The organism is Nocardia sp. NPDC049737 (genome assembly GCF_040674755.1).
Classification (GTDB): Bacteria; Actinomycetota; Actinomycetes; order Mycobacteriales; family Mycobacteriaceae; genus Nocardia.
Window position 1 is genome coordinate 26,079 of sequence record NZ_JBFANH010000020.1, and the last position, 19,041, is coordinate 45,119.

At 64.3% G+C, this 19,041-nt stretch carries 14 protein-coding genes; 7 read left to right on the plus strand and 7 right to left on the minus strand.

Features of this window, described 5'->3' with window-relative positions; all coding sequences use genetic code 11:
• Positions 1-19 precede the first annotated feature (19 nt).
• From AB0J47_RS25415 to rpmH, 7 genes are all read right to left on the minus strand, one after another.
• Positions 20-1,027 (minus strand): ParA family protein, encoded by a 1,008-nt coding sequence (locus AB0J47_RS25415; RefSeq protein ID WP_364350750.1) that lies wholly within the window; start codon positions 1,025-1,027, stop codon positions 20-22.
• 1,402 nt (positions 1,028-2,429) lie between these two features.
• Complete coding sequence (gene rsmG, locus AB0J47_RS25420; RefSeq protein ID WP_364350753.1) at positions 2,430-3,158, minus strand: 16S rRNA (guanine(527)-N(7))-methyltransferase RsmG; 729 nt, start codon at positions 3,156-3,158, stop codon at positions 2,430-2,432.
• A 119-nt stretch (positions 3,159-3,277) separates the two neighbouring features.
• Entirely contained in the window at positions 3,278-3,796 is a 519-nt protein-coding gene (locus AB0J47_RS25425) for a protein jag (RefSeq protein ID WP_364351115.1), read from the minus strand.
• 146 nt (positions 3,797-3,942) lie between these two features.
• Positions 3,943-5,037, minus strand: coding sequence for a membrane protein insertase YidC (gene yidC, locus AB0J47_RS25430; protein ID WP_364350756.1), 1,095 nt, complete (start codon positions 5,035-5,037; stop codon positions 3,943-3,945).
• Positions 5,038-5,041: 4 nt separating this feature from the next.
• Positions 5,042-5,395: a membrane protein insertion efficiency factor YidD gene (gene yidD, locus AB0J47_RS25435; RefSeq protein WP_364350759.1), complete on the minus strand. Its 354-nt coding sequence runs from the start codon at positions 5,393-5,395 to the stop codon at positions 5,042-5,044.
• On the minus strand, positions 5,392-5,823 hold the full coding sequence (gene rnpA, locus AB0J47_RS25440) for a ribonuclease P protein component (protein WP_364350762.1): 432 nt from the start codon (positions 5,821-5,823) through the stop codon (positions 5,392-5,394). The genes yidD and rnpA overlap by 4 nt, the downstream gene beginning before the upstream one ends.
• Positions 5,824-5,844: 21 nt before the next feature.
• The gene (gene rpmH, locus AB0J47_RS25445; RefSeq protein ID WP_083898281.1) at positions 5,845-5,988 is read right to left on the minus strand and encodes a 50S ribosomal protein L34; all 144 of its coding nucleotides are present in this window, start codon (positions 5,986-5,988) and stop codon (positions 5,845-5,847) included.
• A gap of 619 nt (positions 5,989-6,607) precedes the next feature.
• Here rpmH and dnaA point away from each other — a divergent pair.
• The 7 genes from dnaA (at position 6,608) to AB0J47_RS25480 (ending at position 18,938) form a co-directional block, all read left to right on the plus strand.
• Complete coding sequence (gene dnaA, locus AB0J47_RS25450) at positions 6,608-8,590, plus strand: chromosomal replication initiator protein DnaA (RefSeq protein WP_364350767.1); 1,983 nt, start codon at positions 6,608-6,610, stop codon at positions 8,588-8,590.
• 841 nt (positions 8,591-9,431) lie between these two features.
• The gene (gene dnaN, locus AB0J47_RS25455) at positions 9,432-10,607 is read left to right on the plus strand and encodes a DNA polymerase III subunit beta (protein ID WP_364350770.1); all 1,176 of its coding nucleotides are present in this window, start codon (positions 9,432-9,434) and stop codon (positions 10,605-10,607) included.
• A gap of 136 nt (positions 10,608-10,743) precedes the next feature.
• On the plus strand, positions 10,744-11,931 hold the full coding sequence (gene recF, locus AB0J47_RS25460) for a DNA replication/repair protein RecF (RefSeq protein WP_364350773.1): 1,188 nt from the start codon (positions 10,744-10,746) through the stop codon (positions 11,929-11,931).
• 233 nt (positions 11,932-12,164) lie between these two features.
• Positions 12,165-12,725, plus strand: coding sequence for a DUF721 family protein (locus AB0J47_RS25465; RefSeq protein ID WP_364350776.1), 561 nt, complete (start codon positions 12,165-12,167; stop codon positions 12,723-12,725).
• Positions 12,726-13,155: 430 nt separating this feature from the next.
• The gene (gene gyrB / locus AB0J47_RS25470) at positions 13,156-15,204 is read left to right on the plus strand and encodes a DNA topoisomerase (ATP-hydrolyzing) subunit B (protein WP_364350779.1); all 2,049 of its coding nucleotides are present in this window, start codon (positions 13,156-13,158) and stop codon (positions 15,202-15,204) included.
• Between the two features lie 59 nt (positions 15,205-15,263).
• Positions 15,264-17,786: a DNA gyrase subunit A gene (gyrA, locus tag AB0J47_RS25475; protein WP_364350782.1), complete on the plus strand. Its 2,523-nt coding sequence runs from the start codon at positions 15,264-15,266 to the stop codon at positions 17,784-17,786.
• Between the two features lie 198 nt (positions 17,787-17,984).
• Complete coding sequence (locus AB0J47_RS25480) at positions 17,985-18,938, plus strand: DUF3566 domain-containing protein (protein ID WP_364351118.1); 954 nt, start codon at positions 17,985-17,987, stop codon at positions 18,936-18,938.
• Positions 18,939-19,041: the final 103 nt, after the last annotated feature.

Below are 19,041 nucleotides of genomic sequence, written 5' to 3' on the forward strand. Positions count from 1 at the left end.
CCGACCCTTTCCTCGTTCGTCACTGCGCGCGTTCCGCCGCACCCGGCCGAATCGCCGTGCGCGCGGCCATTTCGCGACCGGCGTCCAGATAACTCATCGCACCCCGGGAGCCTGGATCATAATCGAGTACCGTCATGCCATAGCCCGGCGCCTCGGAGACCTTCACACTGCGGGGGATGACCGACTTCAGCACCACATCGCCGAAGTGCCCGCGCACCTCCTCGGCGACCTGATCGGCCAACTTGGTCCGGCCGTCGTACATCGTGAGAATCACCGTCGAGACATGTAGTTCGGGATTCAGATGCGCCTGCACCAGACCGATATTGCGGAGCAGCTGTCCGACACCCTCCAGCGCGTAGTACTCGCACTGGATCGGGATCAGCACCTCCTTGGCGGCGACGAGCGCGTTGACGGTGAGCAGGCCGAGTGACGGCGGGCAGTCGATCATCACGTAATCGATGTCGTAGCCGGCGATATTGGCCTCCTGGATGGCGGCCTTGAGTCGCCCCTCCCTGGCCACCATGGAAACCAATTCGATCTCGGCACCGGCCAGATCAATGGTCGCCGGAATGCACAACAGGCGCTCGCTGTGCGGACTCTGCTGAATCGCCTCCCGCACCGACACCTCGCCGATGAGGAGTTCATAACTCGACGGGACACCCGAGTGATGTTCGATGCCCAGGGCGGTGCTGGCATTGCCCTGGGGATCGAGGTCGATCACGAGAACCGTCATCCCGGTATGCGCCAGGGCGGCCGCAAGATTCACGGCAGTTGTCGTCTTCCCGACGCCACCCTTCTGATTGGCGATGGTGATGATCCGTTGCTCGTGCGGTTTCGGCACTGTCACCTTTCCTGGATGCAATATCTGGCTTGCACGTTGGGCTTCGGCCGCTATCGGGGTCTCACTGGGGGAGATGTGCCCGAACGGTGTGCTTCCGAATGCCTCCGCATCCAAGGTGCTGGAGTCCAGCATCCCCGGCACGCGCGACGTTGTTTCCCGTGAAACATTCGCCGGACCGCTCGACATAGACAGCTCCTAACGCGAGAACCTCAGATCACGTGCGCCCGACCGAATTCGGCGCCGTGTCATCACTAGCTGTGTCGGATCGAACTTGATGCTCAATCGGGACCGCGGCGCCCGATCGACCGAGCGGAGCTCCCGCCGCTGCGACACCCACATCCTCCGTGGCACCAACGCTCACGCCCGACGTTCACTAGCTTGCCAGCAGTCAGCGCGATAAGAAAGCTGAATCGCGGCAATGCGCAAAGGACACGCGAATCTGGACCGAATCATGTCGTTGCGAGATTGACGCACCCGACTCGCTGTTTCACATGAAACACGAAGCTCCGGACCGACACCGGAGTTCGGCTTCACATGAAACATGAAGCTCCGACACCGCGGCTCGGCTTCACATGAAACACGAAGCTCCGGACCGACACCGGAGTTCGGCTTCACATGAAACACGAAGCTCCGGACCGACACCGGAGTTCGGCTTCACATGAAACATGAAGCTCCGACACCGCGGCTCGGCTTCATATCAAACACGAAGCACCGGACCGACTGACTCGAACTTCGGCTTCACATGAAACACGAACCTCCAGTCCGACACTGCGGTTCCGCTTCGGATGAAACATGAAGCTCCGGACAGGCCCAGCGGTTTGGCTTCACATGAAACACGAAGCACCGGACCGACTGACTCGAACTTCGGTTTCACATGAAACACGAACCTCCAGTCCGACACTGCGGTTCCGCTTCGGATGAAACATGAAGCACGCGACCGACACCGCGGCTTGGCTTCACATGAACACGAACCTCCGGACAGGCCCAGCGGTTTGGCTTCACATGAAACACGAAGCTTCGGACCAACGCCCGAGTTCAGTTTCATGTGAAACACGAAGCACCGGACTGACTGACTCGAACGTCGGTTTCATATGAAACGCGAACCTCCAGTCCGACACTGCGGCTCGGCTTCGGATGAAACACGAAGCTTCGGACCAACGCCCGAGTTCGGCTTCACATGAAGCACGAAGCTACAGTCCGACACCGCGGCCCGGCTTCACATGAAACACCAAGCACCGGACCGACTCGAACTTCGGTTTCACATGAAACGTTGGGGATCGAGACGCGTCCGGCGCCGCATTACAGAATGATCCGGGCGCGCAATTCCAATGGGTTTCCGGAGATTCCGGCGTTACAGCCGATGCGCCTCAGCGTCGGCAGCGCTATCCGAGGGGAACTCGGGGCGGAAGCAGGTTTGCCATGCCCGTCGCTCTCGTGGCGAATGAGCCTCGCGCAATGGGGATCATCGGTTTCCCCATCCAATGGCACCAGGTTCGAATCGTCACGTGAAGTTTGGTGTCGCGGCTACGACAGCATCGGCGCCCAGGCACGCCGTTTCACATGAAACATTGCCGCGAATCGGATAGTGCTACTTCGACTTCCGCGTCGACCTGCCGCCCCGACGGGAGGGACGCTCGGCGCGCGGCAGCCGCTCGGCACTGATCACCAGGGTGGGGGTGGAGACGAGTCCGGCGCCACACTCCAGCACGGTCGCATTTCCGGCACCCGCCTTAGCCAATGCCTCACCGTCGCGCTCGAGTTCTTCGGCCGCGCTGACTCCCTTCAGCGCGAGCATCCGTCCATGATCGCGCAACAGGGGGAGCGACCACTGCGCTAGCTTCGCCAGCGGAGCGACCGCGCGGGAGGTCACCACATCGGCGCCGCCCGCTTCCTTCGTCACACCCGACTGCTCCGCCCGACCGCGCACCACGGTCACATCGAGTCCGGCCGACTCGATGAATTCGCTCAGAAAGATGGTGCGCCGCAAGAGCGGCTCCACCAAGGTGATCCGGAGATCCGGGCGTGCGATCGCCAAGGGGATTCCGGGTAATCCGGCGCCGCTGCCGATATCGACAACCGTGGCGCCCTCCGCCATCAACTCCCCGACCACCGCACAGTTGAGAATGTGCCGATCCCATAGCCTCGGCACCTCGCGGGGACCGATCAGTCCGCGCTCGACACCGGCGGCGGCGAGGGCGGCACAGTACCGACGCGCGAGATCCAGCCGGTCTCCGAAAACCACCGCGGCCGCGGCCGGGGGCTCCAGCTCATTCGGCAACGCGGTGATGCCACCGAGATCTCGTTCCACGTGAAACATCCTTCCGAACTCGAGTCGATCAGTGCGGCGATGGGGCCGGGGGAGGGGAGAGCATCCGAGACATGAAGAGGGCCTCCGGTCCGAAGACCGGAGGCCCTAATCCAATCACAGAGCGCGATTCAGGCAGGCACCACGACGACGTGCCGATTCGGCTCAACACCCTCGCTCTCGCTGCCGACACCGTCGACGGCGGCGACCGCGTCATGCACGATCTTCCGCTCGAACGGAGTCATCGGCGCCAACGGCTCCGGCTTACCGGATTCCAGCACCCGCTGCGCGGCGGCGGTGCCAAGCGCACTCAACTCCGAGCGACGCTTGGCGCGCCAGCCCGCCACATCGAGCATGAGCCGACTGCGCACCCCGGTCGTCTGCTGCACGGCCAGTCGGGTCAACTCCTGCAGTGCGTCGAGGACCTCGCCGTTACGGCCGACCAGCTTCGAGAGATCGCGGCCGCCATCGATACTCACCACGGCACGGTCGCCCTCGACATCGAGATCGATATCGCCATCGAAGTCGAGCACATCGAGCAACTGCTCGAGATAGTCGCCCGCGATTTCCCCCTCTTCGATGAGAGCTTCCTCAGCATCGTTCGCGGCCTCGGTGGATTCGGCCCCCGCATCGGCTTCGCCGTTCACCATCGTCGTCGTCGCCACAGTGGCGTCCCCTCCGTCGGTTTCAACAGTCATTTGATTTCCTTCATCTGCTCATCGCGCGCGACCGGCGACCGGCGCCGATCGGAGAACGCGAACAGGGTTGCTCAGAGATCCCACAGGCTCGCGATGTGTCAGCGCCGTCGCTTCTGATTGGGTCGCCCGCGATTGCCCGGTCGCTTCTGTCCGCCCGAGCGCCGCTGTCCCGCCTTGGTCGGGGACTTCGCGGTGCCGTTCGTCGACGGTGCCGCGTCGACCGTATCCACGGCATCGGCATTCGCATCGACGGGTGTCTCATCGGCGGGTGACTGCTTCTTCTTGACATTGACCGGCTTCGCACCGGGCTTCGGCGCGTTCTGCGCGCGCTGCTCCAGCTTCTGCTGCTTCTTGACTTCCTCTTCCTTCGCCATGCGGCCGAAGACGAGGTGCTGCTGTCCGTAGGTCCAGATGTTATTGGAGACCCAGTAGAGCAGGATGGCGATCGGCAGGAAGGGACCACCGACCAGCACGCCGAGCGGGAACACCCACAGCGCGAGCTTGTTCATCATGGCCGACTGCGGATTGGCCGCAGCCTCCGGACTCTGCCGGGCAACCGAGGCGCGCGCGTTGAAGTGCGTCGCCAGGCCGGCGATCACCATCAGCGGGATGGAGACCAGCGCGATGCTCAGCTTGGTCGGCACACCGCCGTAATCGGCGAAGGCCTGCAGCTGGCTCGGTGGGCTGGTGATGTAGGCCGAGATCGGGGCGCCGAAGATACGCGCGCTCAGGAAGGACTGGACATCGGTGGCGCTGAAGACGTAGTTCGGCGTGTGCGCATTGTCGTAGGCCGACATGCTGAGCTGGCCGATGCCGGTGCCGGTGCGGTTGAACGAGCGCAACACATGGAACAGACCGAGGAAGACCGGCACCTGCGCCAGAATCGGCAGGCAGCCCATCAACGGGTTGAAGCCGTGATCCTTCTGCAGCTTCTGCATCTCGGTCGCCATCTTCTGGCGATCGTTCTTGTACTTCTTCTGCAGCTCCTTGATCTGGGGCTGGAGCTCCTGCATCTGCTTGGTGGTGCGCACCTGCTTGACGAACGGCTTGTATAGCACCAGGCGCAGCGTGAACACCAGGAACACCACGGCCAGTGCCCAGGTGAGACCGTTGTCCGCGCCGAACGCGAACCCGAAGACCCGATGCCAGAACCAGAGGATCCAGGACACCGGATAATAAATGAAGTCGAGCACGGCTCTATGCACTCCCGTCGTTCGTATCGCCGATCACCGCGCGCGGTGATCCTTTACAAGCGTGTGGCGCCGAGGCCTGCTGGTCGGCGGCTGACTCGTTCCGTTCGCGTTTTTTTCGCTCCGGAACGGGATCCCACCCACCAGGGTGCCAGGGTGCGCATTTCGCCAATCGCACGACCGTCAATCCGAGGCCGACGAACAGGCCGCGAGTGCGTAACGCGGTCACCGCGTACTCGCTACAGGTCGGGGTGAAACGGCACACCGGCAGGCGCATGGGGGAGACATACGTCCGGTAGAGCTCGATCAGGAAGATCACCGTGTTCGCGGGTAGCCGAGCAACGGTGGAGCGCGCACTCATCCCGCACCGGCCACGGTAGCCGATGGACCGACGATATCGAGCTTGCGCAGCGCGCCGCGCAGCTGACGGAGCAACTCTGTCGAGTCGGTGGTCGCGGCGCCGGGCAATGCGCGGATCACGATATCGGCATCGGCGGGTAGCTCGGCGATCACCTGACCGCACATATGACGCAGGCGGCGGGCGACGCGGTGTCGTATCACCGCGTTGCCCACCGCCTTGCTGACAATCAATCCGAACCGCGGACCGCCCACGCGGACCAACGATCCGGCCCCTGCCGCATCGCTTCGTCGTCCACTCGCGCCCATGCTTCCGTCATACCCGTGCACGAGCACGTGTACGACCAGATCTCGCCTCCCGATTCGCTGGCCGCGGCGCACCGTCCGGGAGAAGTCGGCACGATGATGCAACCGATACGGCTCAGGCAACACCCGAGCGTCCGAGAGCGAGGATCAGGCAGTAAGGGACTTGCGGCCCTTGCCGCGACGCGCGGAAACGATGGCGCGACCAGCGCGGGTGCGCATCCGGAGACGGAAGCCGTGGACCCGCGCCCGACGACGGTTGTTCGGCTGGAACGTCCGCTTGCCCTTGGCCACGGTCAACACTCCTCGAGTAGGTGGGCACCGTTCGGCGCCCAAAGTTTGTCGGTGATACGTCTTTGCGCGATGAATCGCGAGGTGGTCATCATCGATGCGCGTCGGTCCTGGCGCACGAGGTCGATACGACCTGCCACGGTCAGCACAGGACCGCCACCGCACCAAGGGGTGACTGTACGAGGGTACTGATCGGCAAAGTGCGGGTCAAACTCGGCCCACCCGTCGCATGGTCTGCTCGGAACGGCTCCACTGAGTCACGCATCCTGGGTATAACCGTGAGTTCGTCCACACCCCTAGCCGTCGGCCGTCGCACCAGCTAAGGCGCGTAGCCAGAAGATTGCTGCAGAACCGCAGGTCCAGGTCGTATAGCGGCGGAGCGCAACCTCGTTTCACATTTCCCCAGGGTTCTCCACATCTGTGGATAATTGTGTGGAAAGACCCCTGGAGTGGCATATTCGTAGGGCCGACGGTGCCACGCCGCCGCCCGGATGGGGGACCCGGGCAGCGTCCGAACCGGTTACGGACGTACGCGGGATCACAAACATCGGCTCATCCATGGCCGATACTCCGCAGGCTCCGACCGTCTGCTCCTATCGCCTACTTCCGGGGAGGAAACTGCATGGACGACGAGCAGAACGTGTTGGCCACCGTATGGCCGGAGGTGGTCGCCGAGCTCACCACCGGCTCGGCCGATGGTGCCATCCCGCCGGTGTCCCGGGCACAGCAGGCCTGGCTCAAACTGGTCAAGCCGCTGACCGTGGCGCAGGGCTTCGCCTTGCTCTCGGTGCCATCGTCGTTGGCCCAGGAGGCCATCGAACGCGATCTGCGCGAACCCATTCTGCGCTCCCTGGGCCGTCGTCTCGGTCCACAGGTCGAGGGCCTCGGCGTCCGGATCGCGGCGCCGGCGACGCAGCCGATCGAACGTCCCGGCAACAATCCCCGCCACGCGCGCATGACGAGTCGGCCCGAACGTGGCCGCGACAGCGGGCGCGGGCCGGCCGGTTTTCCCGCACCCGACTATCCCGGACGCAACGACTACGCCCCGCCGCGTTATGCACAGCCCAACGATTATCCGGCGACTCCCGACTATTCGGGCGGACCGGGCTACTCGGCGGCACCCGACTACGAGACCGCGCCCGATTACCCGGGCGCACCGGACTACTTGCCGGTGCCCGGATATGAAGTGGCTGGGGAGTATCCAACCGACGAATACCCGAGCCGTGGCGACTATCCGAGCCAGACCAACGGCGAACGGCCGGAGCACCCGCCCACGCCCCGGCGCGAATCCGGACTCCCGCCGCGACGCGATTCTGTGCCGCCCGGACAGGAGTCACTGTTCAACCCGGAGCCGACACCGGAACCAGTGCGGGCACAGGGCCGCGCGCCGACGCGGGAGGCTGCGCCCCCACGGGATTCCCGGCCGAGCGCTGATCCGGCCATCGCGGCCGCGCACGAATCGGTCCGCGAGCCGCTCTCGGACAACTCACACGACGACGAACCGATCGTCAATGTGCGCAATTCGTGGCCCACCTACTTCACCAAGTCGCAGGAGAATCCGGCACCGTCGAATTCCTCGGCGAGCCTGAATGCGAAGTACACCTTCGAGACCTTCGTCATCGGCGCGTCCAATCGCTTCGCGCACGCAGCCGCGGTCGCGATCGCGGAGGCGCCCGCACGCGCCTACAACCCGCTGTTCGTCTGGGGCGCCTCGGGTCTGGGCAAGACCCATCTGCTGCACGCGGCTGGACACTATGCCCAGCGGCTGTTCCCCGGCATGCGGGTGAAGTACGTATCAACCGAGGAATTCACCAACGACTTCATCAACAGTCTGCGTGACGACCGGAAGGTGGCGTTCAAGCGCCGCTACCGCGAGACCGACATTCTGCTGGTCGACGACATCCAGTTCATCGAGGGCAAGGAAGGTATCCAGGAGGAGTTCTTCCACACCTTCAACACCCTGCACAACGCCAATAAGCAGATCGTCGTGTCCTCGGATCGGCCACCCAAACAGCTCGCCACGCTGGAAGAGCGGCTGCGGACCCGGTTCGAATGGGGACTGATCACCGATGTGCAGCCGCCGGAGTTGGAGACGCGCATCGCGATTCTGCGCAAGAAGGCGCGGATGGACCGGCTCGACGTACCGCACGACGTGCTGGAGCTGATCGCGAGTCGGGTCGAGCGCAATATCCGTGAGCTCGAGGGTGCGCTGATCCGGGTGACGGCCTTTGCCTCGCTGAACGGCCAGCCACTGGATCTGCCATTGGCCGAGGTCGTACTGCGCGATCTCATGCCGGATACCGCGACGTTGGAGATCAATGCGGCGACGATCATGGCCGTCACCGCCGAATACTTCAACACCACGCTCGAAGAGCTGACCGGGCCCGGTAAGGCCCGGCCGCTGGCCCAAGCCCGACAGATCGCCATGTATCTGTGCCGGGAACTAACCGATCTATCGCTGCCCAAGATCGGCCAGGCCTTCGGTCGCGACCACACCACGGTCATGTACGCAGAGAAGAAAGTGCGCAAGGAGATGACCGAGCGGCGGCGCGTATACGACCAAGTACAAGAACTAACAGCCCGGATTAAACAGCGTTCGCGCTGACCCGGTACTAACACCCCGGCACCGCCCCTGACCTGGGGCGGTGCTTTTTTATGCCCTGTGGAGTCCTCGAGGAATTCTTGTGGAGTCCTCGAGGAAACTGCGAGTTGTGCACCGGTTCGTCCACAGGTTGTGCGCCTGATCGAGGATCGGTTGCTAACAGGTGTGGAATCAACAGAGTCCACAGCCAACTCCACACACAGGCCTTGACCAGCGATGTCTCGGTCAGCAGCTTGTGGAATCCTCGAGGATTCCATGTGGAGTCCTCGAGGATTCCACGAGCTATCCACGATTCGGTGCACACGTGTGAACAACCTGGTGAATCAGGTGGAACAACTCGAGGAGCACTCGAGGATGAATGAGGAACAACCTCGCAGCTTCCACAACCCCCATCCGTTCATCCTCGAGTCACCCAGTGGTCATCCCCAGCGCACCACGCCCGCAGACCTGCGGATTCGCCCGCAGTCCACAGATTCCACAGTGCCTACTACTACTTCAGTTCTTCTTCTAGAAGATCTCTCTTCAAAACAGGGTGTGTGGAAAGTCGGTCGGGGAGCATCGGCATCCGAGCCACTCGCTCAGACAAGCAAGGAGAAGACGCGGCGACACATCCGCGCGATTCACCCGGAGCTGTTCTCCTTGCTCGATATTTCGGAGCGCGGATCGTCTTCGCTACACAGAACAACCGGAGGGTCGGGCTAGGTTCAGCTGCTCCGGACGAGTACGGTTCAATGTCGGTCGCCTATGCCAGACTGCAAGGCGGCAGGTACAGCACCCCTTTTTCGAGAATCAACGCTGACGAAGCCGACAGAGATCACGGAACCGGGAGAGGACAGATCGGGCGATGGAGCTGGCGAGTATGAAATTTCGGGTCGCCCGAGAGGATTTCGCCGAGTCCGTTGCATGGGTGGCGCGCAGCCTCCCGTCACGGCCTCCGGTGCCCGTACTCGGCGGTGTTCTACTCGTGGCAGGTGAGGACGGACTCACCGTCTCCGGATTCGACTACGAGGTCTCCGCGCAGATGCGCGTCGCGGCCGAGGTCGCCGGCCCGGGTGAGGTGCTCGTCTCCGGCCGACTGCTCGCGGATATCACCAAGGCGCTGTCCAATAAGCCCGTCGATGTCGCCGTCGAGGGCACCCGCGTGCTGATCACGTGTGGCAGTGCGAAATTCTCGCTGCCGACCATGCCGGTCGAGGACTATCCCCAGCTGCCCGAGGTGCCCCAGCAGACCGGTGAGCTGAGCGTGGATGTCTTCGCCGAGGCGGTCGGCCAGGTCGCGGTCGCCGCTGGGCGCGACGACACACTGCCGATGCTCACCGGTATCCGCGTCGAGATCGAGGGGCCGCAGGTCGTACTCGCGGCCACCGACCGATTCCGCCTGGCGGTCCGGCACATCGAATGGCAGCCGGCCCGCACCGATATCGAGACCTCGGTGCTCATTCCGGCGCGGACCCTGTCGGAGGCCGCGAAAACGCTGGGCCCATCCGACGCTCCCGTGCAGCTTTCGCTCGGCACCGGCGGTGGCGCGGATGGTCTGCTCGGCATCGTGAATGCGGGCCGCAGGACCACCACCCGTCTGCTCGACGCGGAATTCCCCAAGTTCCGGCAATTGCTCCCCAAGGAACACACCTCGATCGCCACCCTCCCGGTCGCCACGCTGACCGACGCCATCAAGCGCGTCGCGCTGGTCGCCGAGCGCGGTGCCCAGGTCCGGCTGGAATTCACCGACGAGGGGCTGCTGCTTTCGGCGGGCGGTGATGACGCGGGCCGTGCCGAGGAGTGGTTGGAGGCCGAATTCCGCGGTGAGGCACTGACAATCGCGTTCAATCCTGGCTATCTCATTGACGGACTCTCCGCGCTGCACGCCGATCGGGTCACCTTCGGCTTCACCACGCCGAGCCGCCCCGCGGTACTGCTGCCCGCGAGCGACGAGGAACCCAAGGTGACGGAGTCGGGTGCGTTCGTGGCACTGGAGAGCGCGTACATCTACCTGTTGATGCCGGTTCGGTTGCCGGGCTGAGCATCGGCGGCGATGCGATTTATCCACAGTTCGTCCACAGGCAGTGGATGGACCACAAGATGTTGTGGTCTGGGTCCGATTAGTCGCCATCAGCGGCGGAAAACGGCGATGACGACGGCCGGAGCGGAGTAGACAGGTGTTCATCCGGACGCTGTCACTGCGCGACTTCCGTTCCTGGGAGCACGCCGAACTCGAATTATCCCCAGGCCGAACGGTTTTTCTCGGGTCCAATGGCAACGGCAAAACGAATCTGCTCGAGGCGGTCGGCTACCTCGCGACCTTGGGCTCACATCGGGTCGCCGCCGACGCACCGATGATCCGGATCGGCACCGATCGCGCGAGGATCGGCGCGACCGTCGTCAACGCGGGTCGCGAACTGCGCATCGATCTCGAGCTGAACCAGGGCGCCGCGAATCGCGCCCAGATCAACCGATCTCCGGTGCGCAGGCCGCGAGAAATCCTCGGCATTCTGCAAACGGTGCTCTTCGCACCGGAGGACCTGGCCCTGGTCCGCGGCGATCCGGGCGAACGGCGGCGCTTCCTCGACGAGTTGTGCACAGCCAGGTTGCCGCGGCTGGCCGCCGTGCGGGCCGACTACGACCGGGTACTGCGACAGCGCTCGGCCCTGTTGAAATCCGCTGGGCGTCAGGCCCGCTCGAAGGCGGAACTGAGCACCCTGGATGTATGGGACGGACATTTGGCGACCCACGCCTCGGTACTGCTCGCCCAGCGGCTGCGCTTGGTCCACGATCTGTATCCCTATCTCGCACAGGCATACTCGTCGATCGCGCCCGAATCACGTCCCGCCGCGATCGGCTACCGCAGCGCGAGCCTGCCGCCGGAATTCCTGGATCCGGCGCGCGCACCGCAGCCCGATGACGTAGAGGCGCTGGAGGCGAATATGCTGCGCGAATTGACGGCGGCTCGGCCGAAGGAATTGGAACGCGGGGTCTGTCTGGTCGGCCCGCACCGCGACGAGCTGGATCTGATGCTCGGCACCGCCCCCGCGAAAGGATTTGCCAGCCATGGTGAGTCGTGGTCGTTCGCGCTGGCGCTGCGGCTGGCGGCTTTCGAACTGCTGCGGGCCACCGGTGTCGAGCCGGTACTGCTGCTCGATGACGTCTTCGCCGAGCTCGATCGCCGTCGGCGTACGGCACTCGCCGAGGTCGCGGCCGGGGCCGAACAGGTGCTGATCACCGCCGCGGTCCCCGAGGACGTGCCCGCGGAACTTTCCGCGGTGCCGCTGCGGGTGGAGACGAACGGCGGTGCGGACGCCCGCATCTCCCAGATCGCCGACACCGAAACTCCCACCACGACCGCCTGATCCGCGCGGCCTATTCGGGCCTGACGTCAGTGGCTCTTTTCGTGCGGCTGCTCTGTAAGATCACCCGCGGATGCAGTGCAACGCCGTGGCTACCAGCGCACGAACTGATTTCGTATGAACATGGGTAACTTGCCGGGTACGGCCAGAACTTGTCGCGCATCCCACCGTCGGTCCGGTGATGAAGATTCGACGCACCTGCGACCGGCAAAAGATTCGGGGAGAGAGGCGGACCGGTGAGCGATCGAACAGCGTCGAATGCTTCCGCATCCGAGCCGGAACCGGAGCTGCGCGGTATCGATCTCGCGCGGCGCGCGCTCGAGGAGGCGCGGGCGGCTGCCAAGGCGAGCGGTAAATCGGTTGGGCAGGGCCGGGCATCGCCGCGTCGGCTGCGCACCGGAGCCCGCCGCCGCACCGGCTGGTCGGGTGCACGGCCCGATGAACGTGACCCGCAACTGCTTTCGAGCCTGACCGGCGCCATCGCGAAGAACCGGGGCTGGTCGGCCAAGGTCGCCGAGGGCATGGTCTTCGGCCGCTGGGCCGGTGTGGTGGGTGAGGACATCGCCTCGCATGCGACCCCGATGACATTGAAGGACGGCGTGCTGAGCATTGCCGCCGAATCCACGGCATGGGCCACCCAGCTGCGCATGCTGCAGGGCCAGATCCTGGCGAAGATCAATGCGGCGGTGGGACAGGGCGTTGTGACGTCCTTGAAGATCACCGGTCCGGCGGCGCCGAGCTGGCGCAAGGGCGAGCGGCACATCAAAGGCCGGGGTCCACGGGACACCTACGGATAAGCGTGTTGCCCGAGGTCGTTCCACGTGAAACGGCCCGGACCGGACAACTGATTTCGGGAGAACATGTAACTCGTCGGGTACGCCCGAGACGCGGCCACATACTCGACCGTCGGCCCTCAGCGAACCCTCGATTCACCTAACGGTCGGCAAAAGGCTCGGGGAGGCGGAATGGCGGACTCAAACCATCCGAAGGCGGAACCGACCCGTGCTCGACCGATTTCTCGCATCCACGGAGCCGTCAGGGGTGTCGTAGGTGCATTGTGGCTTGGGTCTACCAGTAGGATGGTGGGGTAACTAGCGGCGAACCTTCGGCGCGTTCGATACAGCCCGCGCGTGGACCCGTATTTCACGACCAGAATCAGACCGGGGCCCCACGCGTGCTGTCCGACCGCTGCGCCAGGGATCAGCAAGTAAGGAGAGCTACCCACCAGTGGCTGCCAAGGACTCCAACGCAACGGGCTCGACCAACGCGACATCGGGCAAGCAGGACTACGGTGCCTCCTCCATCACGGTTCTGGAAGGCCTGGAGGCGGTTCGCAAGCGCCCGGGCATGTACATCGGCTCCACCGGCGAGCGCGGCCTGCACCACCTGATCTGGGAGGTCGTCGACAACTCTGTCGACGAGGCGATGGCGGGCTACGCCACGAAGGTCGAGGTCACGCTGCTCGCCGACGGTGGTGTCGAGGTCGTCGACGACGGCCGTGGCATCCCGACCGGCATGCACGCCCAGGGCATTCCCACCGTCGAGGTGGTCATGACCCAGCTGCACGCGGGTGGCAAGTTCGACTCCGACTCCTATGCGGTGTCCGGTGGTCTGCACGGTGTCGGCATTTCCGTGGTCAACGCGCTGTCGCACCGGCTCGAAGCCGAGATCGACCACGACGGTTACCACTGGAGCCAGACCTACAAGGACGCCAAGCCCGGCAAGCTCGTGCAGGGTGAGCCGACCAAGCGGACCGGCACGACCATCCGCTTCTGGGCGGATCCGGAAATCTTCGAGACCACTACCTACAACTTCGAGACGGTGGCCCGCCGGCTGCAGGAGATGGCATTCCTGAACAAGGGCCTCACCATCATCCTCACCGATGAGCGGGTGAGCGATACCGACGTCACCGACGAAGTGGTCAGCGAGACCGCCGAGGCGCCGAAGCACGCCGACGAGCAAACGCCTGCGCCCGCGCACAAGGTGAAGACCCGCACCTACCACTACCCCGGTGGGCTCGAGGACTTCGTCAAGCACATCAACCGGACCAAGCAGCCCATCCACAACTCGGTGGTGAGCTTCACCGGCAAGGGCACCGGCCACGAGCTCGAGGTCGCCATGCAGTGGAACTCGGGTTACTCCGAGTCGGTGCACACCTTCGCGAATACCATCAACACCCATGAGGGCGGCACCCACGAGGAGGGCTTCCGCGCGGCGCTCACCACGGTGGTCAACAAGTACGCCAAAGACAAGAAACTGCTCAAGGACAAGGACGGCAACCTCACCGGTGACGACATTCGCGAGGGCTTGGCCGCGATCGTCAGCGTGAAGGTCGGCGAGCCGCAGTTCGAGGGTCAGACCAAGACCAAGCTCGGCAACACCGAGGTGAAGTCGTTCGTGCAGCGCACCTGCAACGAGCACCTCTCGCACTGGTTCGAGGCGAACCCTGCCGACGCGAAGACCATCGTGAACAAGGCGGTCTCCTCGGCACAGGCCCGGGTCGCGGCCCGCAAGGCGCGTGAGCTGGTGCGGCGCAAGAGTGCGACCGATCTCGGTGGCCTGCCCGGCAAGCTGGCCGACTGCCGGTCCAAGGATCCGAGCAAGTCCGAGATCTACATCGTGGAGGGCGACTCCGCCGGTGGTTCGGCGAAGTCCGGCCGCGACTCGATGTACCAGGCGATCCTGCCGCTGCGCGGAAAGATCATCAACGTCGAGAAGGCGCGCATCGACCGCGTGCTCAAGAACAACGAAGTTCAGTCGATCATCACCGCCTTCGGTACCGGCATCCACGACGAGTTCGACATCAGCAAGCTGCGCTACCACAAGATCGTGCTGATGGCCGACGCCGACGTGGACGGCCAGCACATCTCGACCCTGCTGCTGACGCTGCTGTTCCGGTTCATGCGGCCGCTGGTCGAGCACGGGCACGTCTATCTGGCGCAGCCGCCGCTGTACAAGCTCAAGTGGCAGCGCTCCGATCCCGAGTTCGCCTATTCCGACAAGGAGCGCGACGGTCTGCTGGAGGCCGGTCTCGCGGCGGGCAAGAAGATCAACAAGGACGACGGCGTACAGCGCTACAAGGGTCTCGGCGAGATGAACGCCAAGGAGCTGTGGGAAACCACGATGGATCCATCGGTGCGGGTACTGCGCCTGGTCACCCTGGATGACGCCGCGGCTGCCGACGAACTGTTCTCCATCCTGATGGGCGAGGACGTCGAGGCACGCCGCAGCTTCATCACCCGAAATGCCAAGGACGTTCGCTTCCTCGACGTGTAGCCGACGTGAATTGCGCTGCGCGAAGGCCGATTCCACGTCCGCTATAAGGAGATCTCCAGATGACTGAAACAACGCTGCCACCGAACGGCGGAGCGGGCGACCGGATCGAACCGGTCGATATCCAGAACGAGATGCAGAACAGCTACATCGATTACGCGATGAGCGTGATCGTCGGCCGCGCGCTGCCCGAGGTGCGCGACGGCCTCAAGCCGGTGCACCGCCGGGTGCTGTACGCGATGTACGACAACGGCTATCGGCCCGACCGCGGTTATGTGAAGTCCGCCCGTCCGGTCGCCGAGACCATGGGTAACTATCACCCGCACGGCGACTCGTCGATCTACGACACCCTCGTGCGCATGGCGCAGCCGTGGTCGCTGCGCTATCCGCTGGTCGACGGCCAGGGCAACTTCGGTTCGCGGGGCAATGACGGCGCGGCCGCGATGCGCTACACCGAGTGCAGGCTGACCCCGCTCGCGATGGAGATGCTGCGCGAAATCGACCATGAGACGGTCAATTTCATCCCCAACTACGACGGTCGCTCGCAGGAGCCGACCGTGCTGCCGAGCCGGGTGCCCGCCCTGCTGATGAACGGCAGCAACGGCATCGCGGTCGGTATGGCCACCAATGTGCCGCCGCACAATCTCAACGAGCTGGCCGAGGCCATCTACTGGGCGCTGGAGAACTACGAGGCCGACGAGGAATCCACCCTCGCCGCCTGCATGGAGCGGGTGAAGGGGCCGGACTTCCCGACCTACGGCCTGATCGTCGGCGGCCAGGGCATCCACGACGCTTACACCACCGGTCGCGGTTCGATCCGGATGCGCGGTGTCGTCGAGATCGAAGAGGACAATCGCGGTCGCACCACGATCGTCATCACCGAGCTGCCCTACCAGGTCAACACCGACAACTTCATAAACTCGATCGCCGAGCAGGTGAAGGACGGCAAGATCGCGGGTATCTCGGATATCCACGACGAGTCCTCCGACCGGGCCGGCATGCGCATCGTGGTGACCGTCAAGCGGGACGCGGTCGCCAAGGTCGTGCTGAACAACCTCTACAAGCACACCCAGCTGCAGACCAGCTTCGGCGCCAACATGCTCTCCATCGTGGACGGTGTGCCGCGCACGCTGCGCCTGGATCAGATGATCCGGCTCTACGTCGAGCATCAGTTGGAAGTCATCGTCCGGCGCACCCGTTACCTGCTGCGCAAGGCCGAGGAGCGGGCCCACATCCTGCGCGGCCTGGTCAAGGCACTGGACGCGTTGGACGAGGTCATCGCGCTGATCCGGCGCTCGGCCAACACCGACACCGCGCGCACCGGCCTGATGCAGCTGCTCGATATCGACGAAATCCAGGCCACCGCCATCCTCGACATGCAGCTGCGGCGCCTCTCGGCCCTGGAGCGGCAGAAGATCGTCGACGAATTGGCCAAGATCGAGGCCGAGATCGCCGACCTCAAGGACATTCTCGAGAAGCCGGAACGCCAGCGCGCGATCGTGCGCGACGAGCTGAAGGAGATCGTCGAGAAGTACGGCGACGACCGGCGCACCAAGATCGTGGCCAACGACGGCGATATGGCCGACGAGGACCTGATCGCCCGTGAGGACGTGGTCGTCACCGTGACGGAGACCGGCTACGCCAAGCGCACCAAGACCGACCTGTATCGCAGCCAGAAGCGCGGCGGCAAGGGCGTGCAGGGTGCGGGCCTCAAGCAGGACGATATCGTCAAGCACTTCTTCATCAGCTCCACGCACGACTGGCTGCTGTTCTTCACCAATAAGGGCCGGGTGTACCGGGCCAAGGCCTACGAATTGCCCGAGGCCAGCCGGACCGCGCGCGGTCAGCACGTCGCGAACCTGCTTGCGTTCCAGCCAGATGAGAAGATCGCCCAGATCATTCAGATCAAGGGTTACGAAGATGCGCCCTATCTGGTGCTCGCCACCAAGAACGGCCTGGTCAAGAAGTCGAAGCTGTCCGACTTCGATTCCAACCGCAGCGGCGGCATCGTCGCGGTGAATCTGCGCGATGACGACGAATTGGTCGGCGCCGTACTGTGCTCGGCCGATGACGATCTGCTGCTGGTGTCGGCGCGCGGTCAGTCGATCCGCTTCTCCGCCACCGATGAGGCACTGCGTCCGATGGGGCGGGCCACCTCCGGTGTGCAGGGCATGCGATTCAATGCCGACGATGAACTGTTGTCGCTCAATGTGGTTCGCGCCGACACCTATCTGCTCGTCGCGACCTCTGGTGGTTACGCCAAGCGGACCGCGATCGAGGAATACACCCCGCAGGGTCGTGGCGGTAAAGGCGTATTGACTATCCAATACGACACCAAGCGTGGCACCCTGGTCGGTGCGCTCATCGTCGACGACGAGGATGAGTTGTATGCGATCACGTCCGGCGGTGGCGTAATCCGGACGGCGGCGAAGCAGGTTCGTAAGGCTGGACGACAGACCAAGGGCGTGCGATTGATGAACCTCGCCGATGGCGATACGTTGCTTGCTATCGCGCGCAATGCCGACGAACCCGATCCTGATTCGATCGTCGGCGGAGACGGCGACACCGGTTCCTCTGAGCAGTAACCCCATAGCGGCGGCAACGAACGGATCTAAGGATTCCCATTGACCACGAATCAGCCGAACGACGAGCGGCACCAGACGAACGGTGTAACCGAACGGATCGCACCGTCACCGATTCCGCCGCGGCCGATCCCACGGCCGGTCGCATCGGCCGAGAACGGCCAGCCGAGTGGCCCGCAGGGAGGGGCCCAGCCGCACGAAATGCACAGCCAGCAAGGCGAAGTCGCGTTCAAGGCGCCGGAGCCGAGCTCGGGTGCGGACGGGCCGGAGGCATTCGATCAGCGGGCGGCTCGGCCGGGTAACTCCGGCGAGTCGGCCGCGCCGGCGCCAGGCGAGCGCTCGGCATCGAACGGCGGTGGCCAGTCGCCCTTCCAGGAGGGCTGGTCGCAGCTGCCGCAGCGGGAGCCGCAGTCGAACCTGTACCGTCCCGGACAGTCGCCGGTAACCGGTCGCCCGAATTCCACCAGTGGTGGACTCGGCGGTGGTGGGCTCAACAGTGGTGGTGGGCTCAACAGCGGCGGGGGTGGTGGCCTCGGCGGTGGCGGTCTCGGTGGCGGCAATGCCCGCACAACAGCGGATCTCGCGGCCAAGGCGGCGCGCAAGGAAGCGGCGATGGTGAAGTCCGTCGGCATCGACGGGCCGACCCGCAGCATCGCTCGACCGGAACTGATCAAGGACATGCCGGACCTGTCCGAGATCCGGCACCCGCTGCCGGTCGAGACCCCGGCGGGTCCGCAGGCCACACCGGTCTCGCCCGCGGTTCCGGTCGCAGTCGCGGCGGCCGTCGCCTCCGGTGAACCATTGCGAGCCACGGTGCAGATCCGCCGGATCGACCCATGGTCGACGCTGAAGATCTCGCTGGTGATCAGCGTGGCCATGTTCTTCGTGTGGATGCTCGCGGTCGGTCTGCTCTACATCGTGCTCGAGGGCATGGGTGTGTGGGAGCGGCTCAACAGCACCTTCACCGATATGGTCTCCTCCGACAGCGGCTCAGTAGGGTTGGTCGATGCCGGTTCGGTATTCGGCTATGCGGGTGTCATCGGTCTGATCAATGTGGTGCTTTTCACCGCATTGGCGACCGTCGGCGTCTTCATCTACAACCAGTGCTGCGACCTCGTCGGCGGCATCCAGGTCACCCTGGCCGACCCCGATTAGAACAATGTCCACACGGCCGGTCGTTGTCCTCACACAGGGCGGTGACCGGCCGTTTTGGTCATCGGCGGGCGGGTAAGGTAATCTCGTGCCTCGGTTCGGTTAG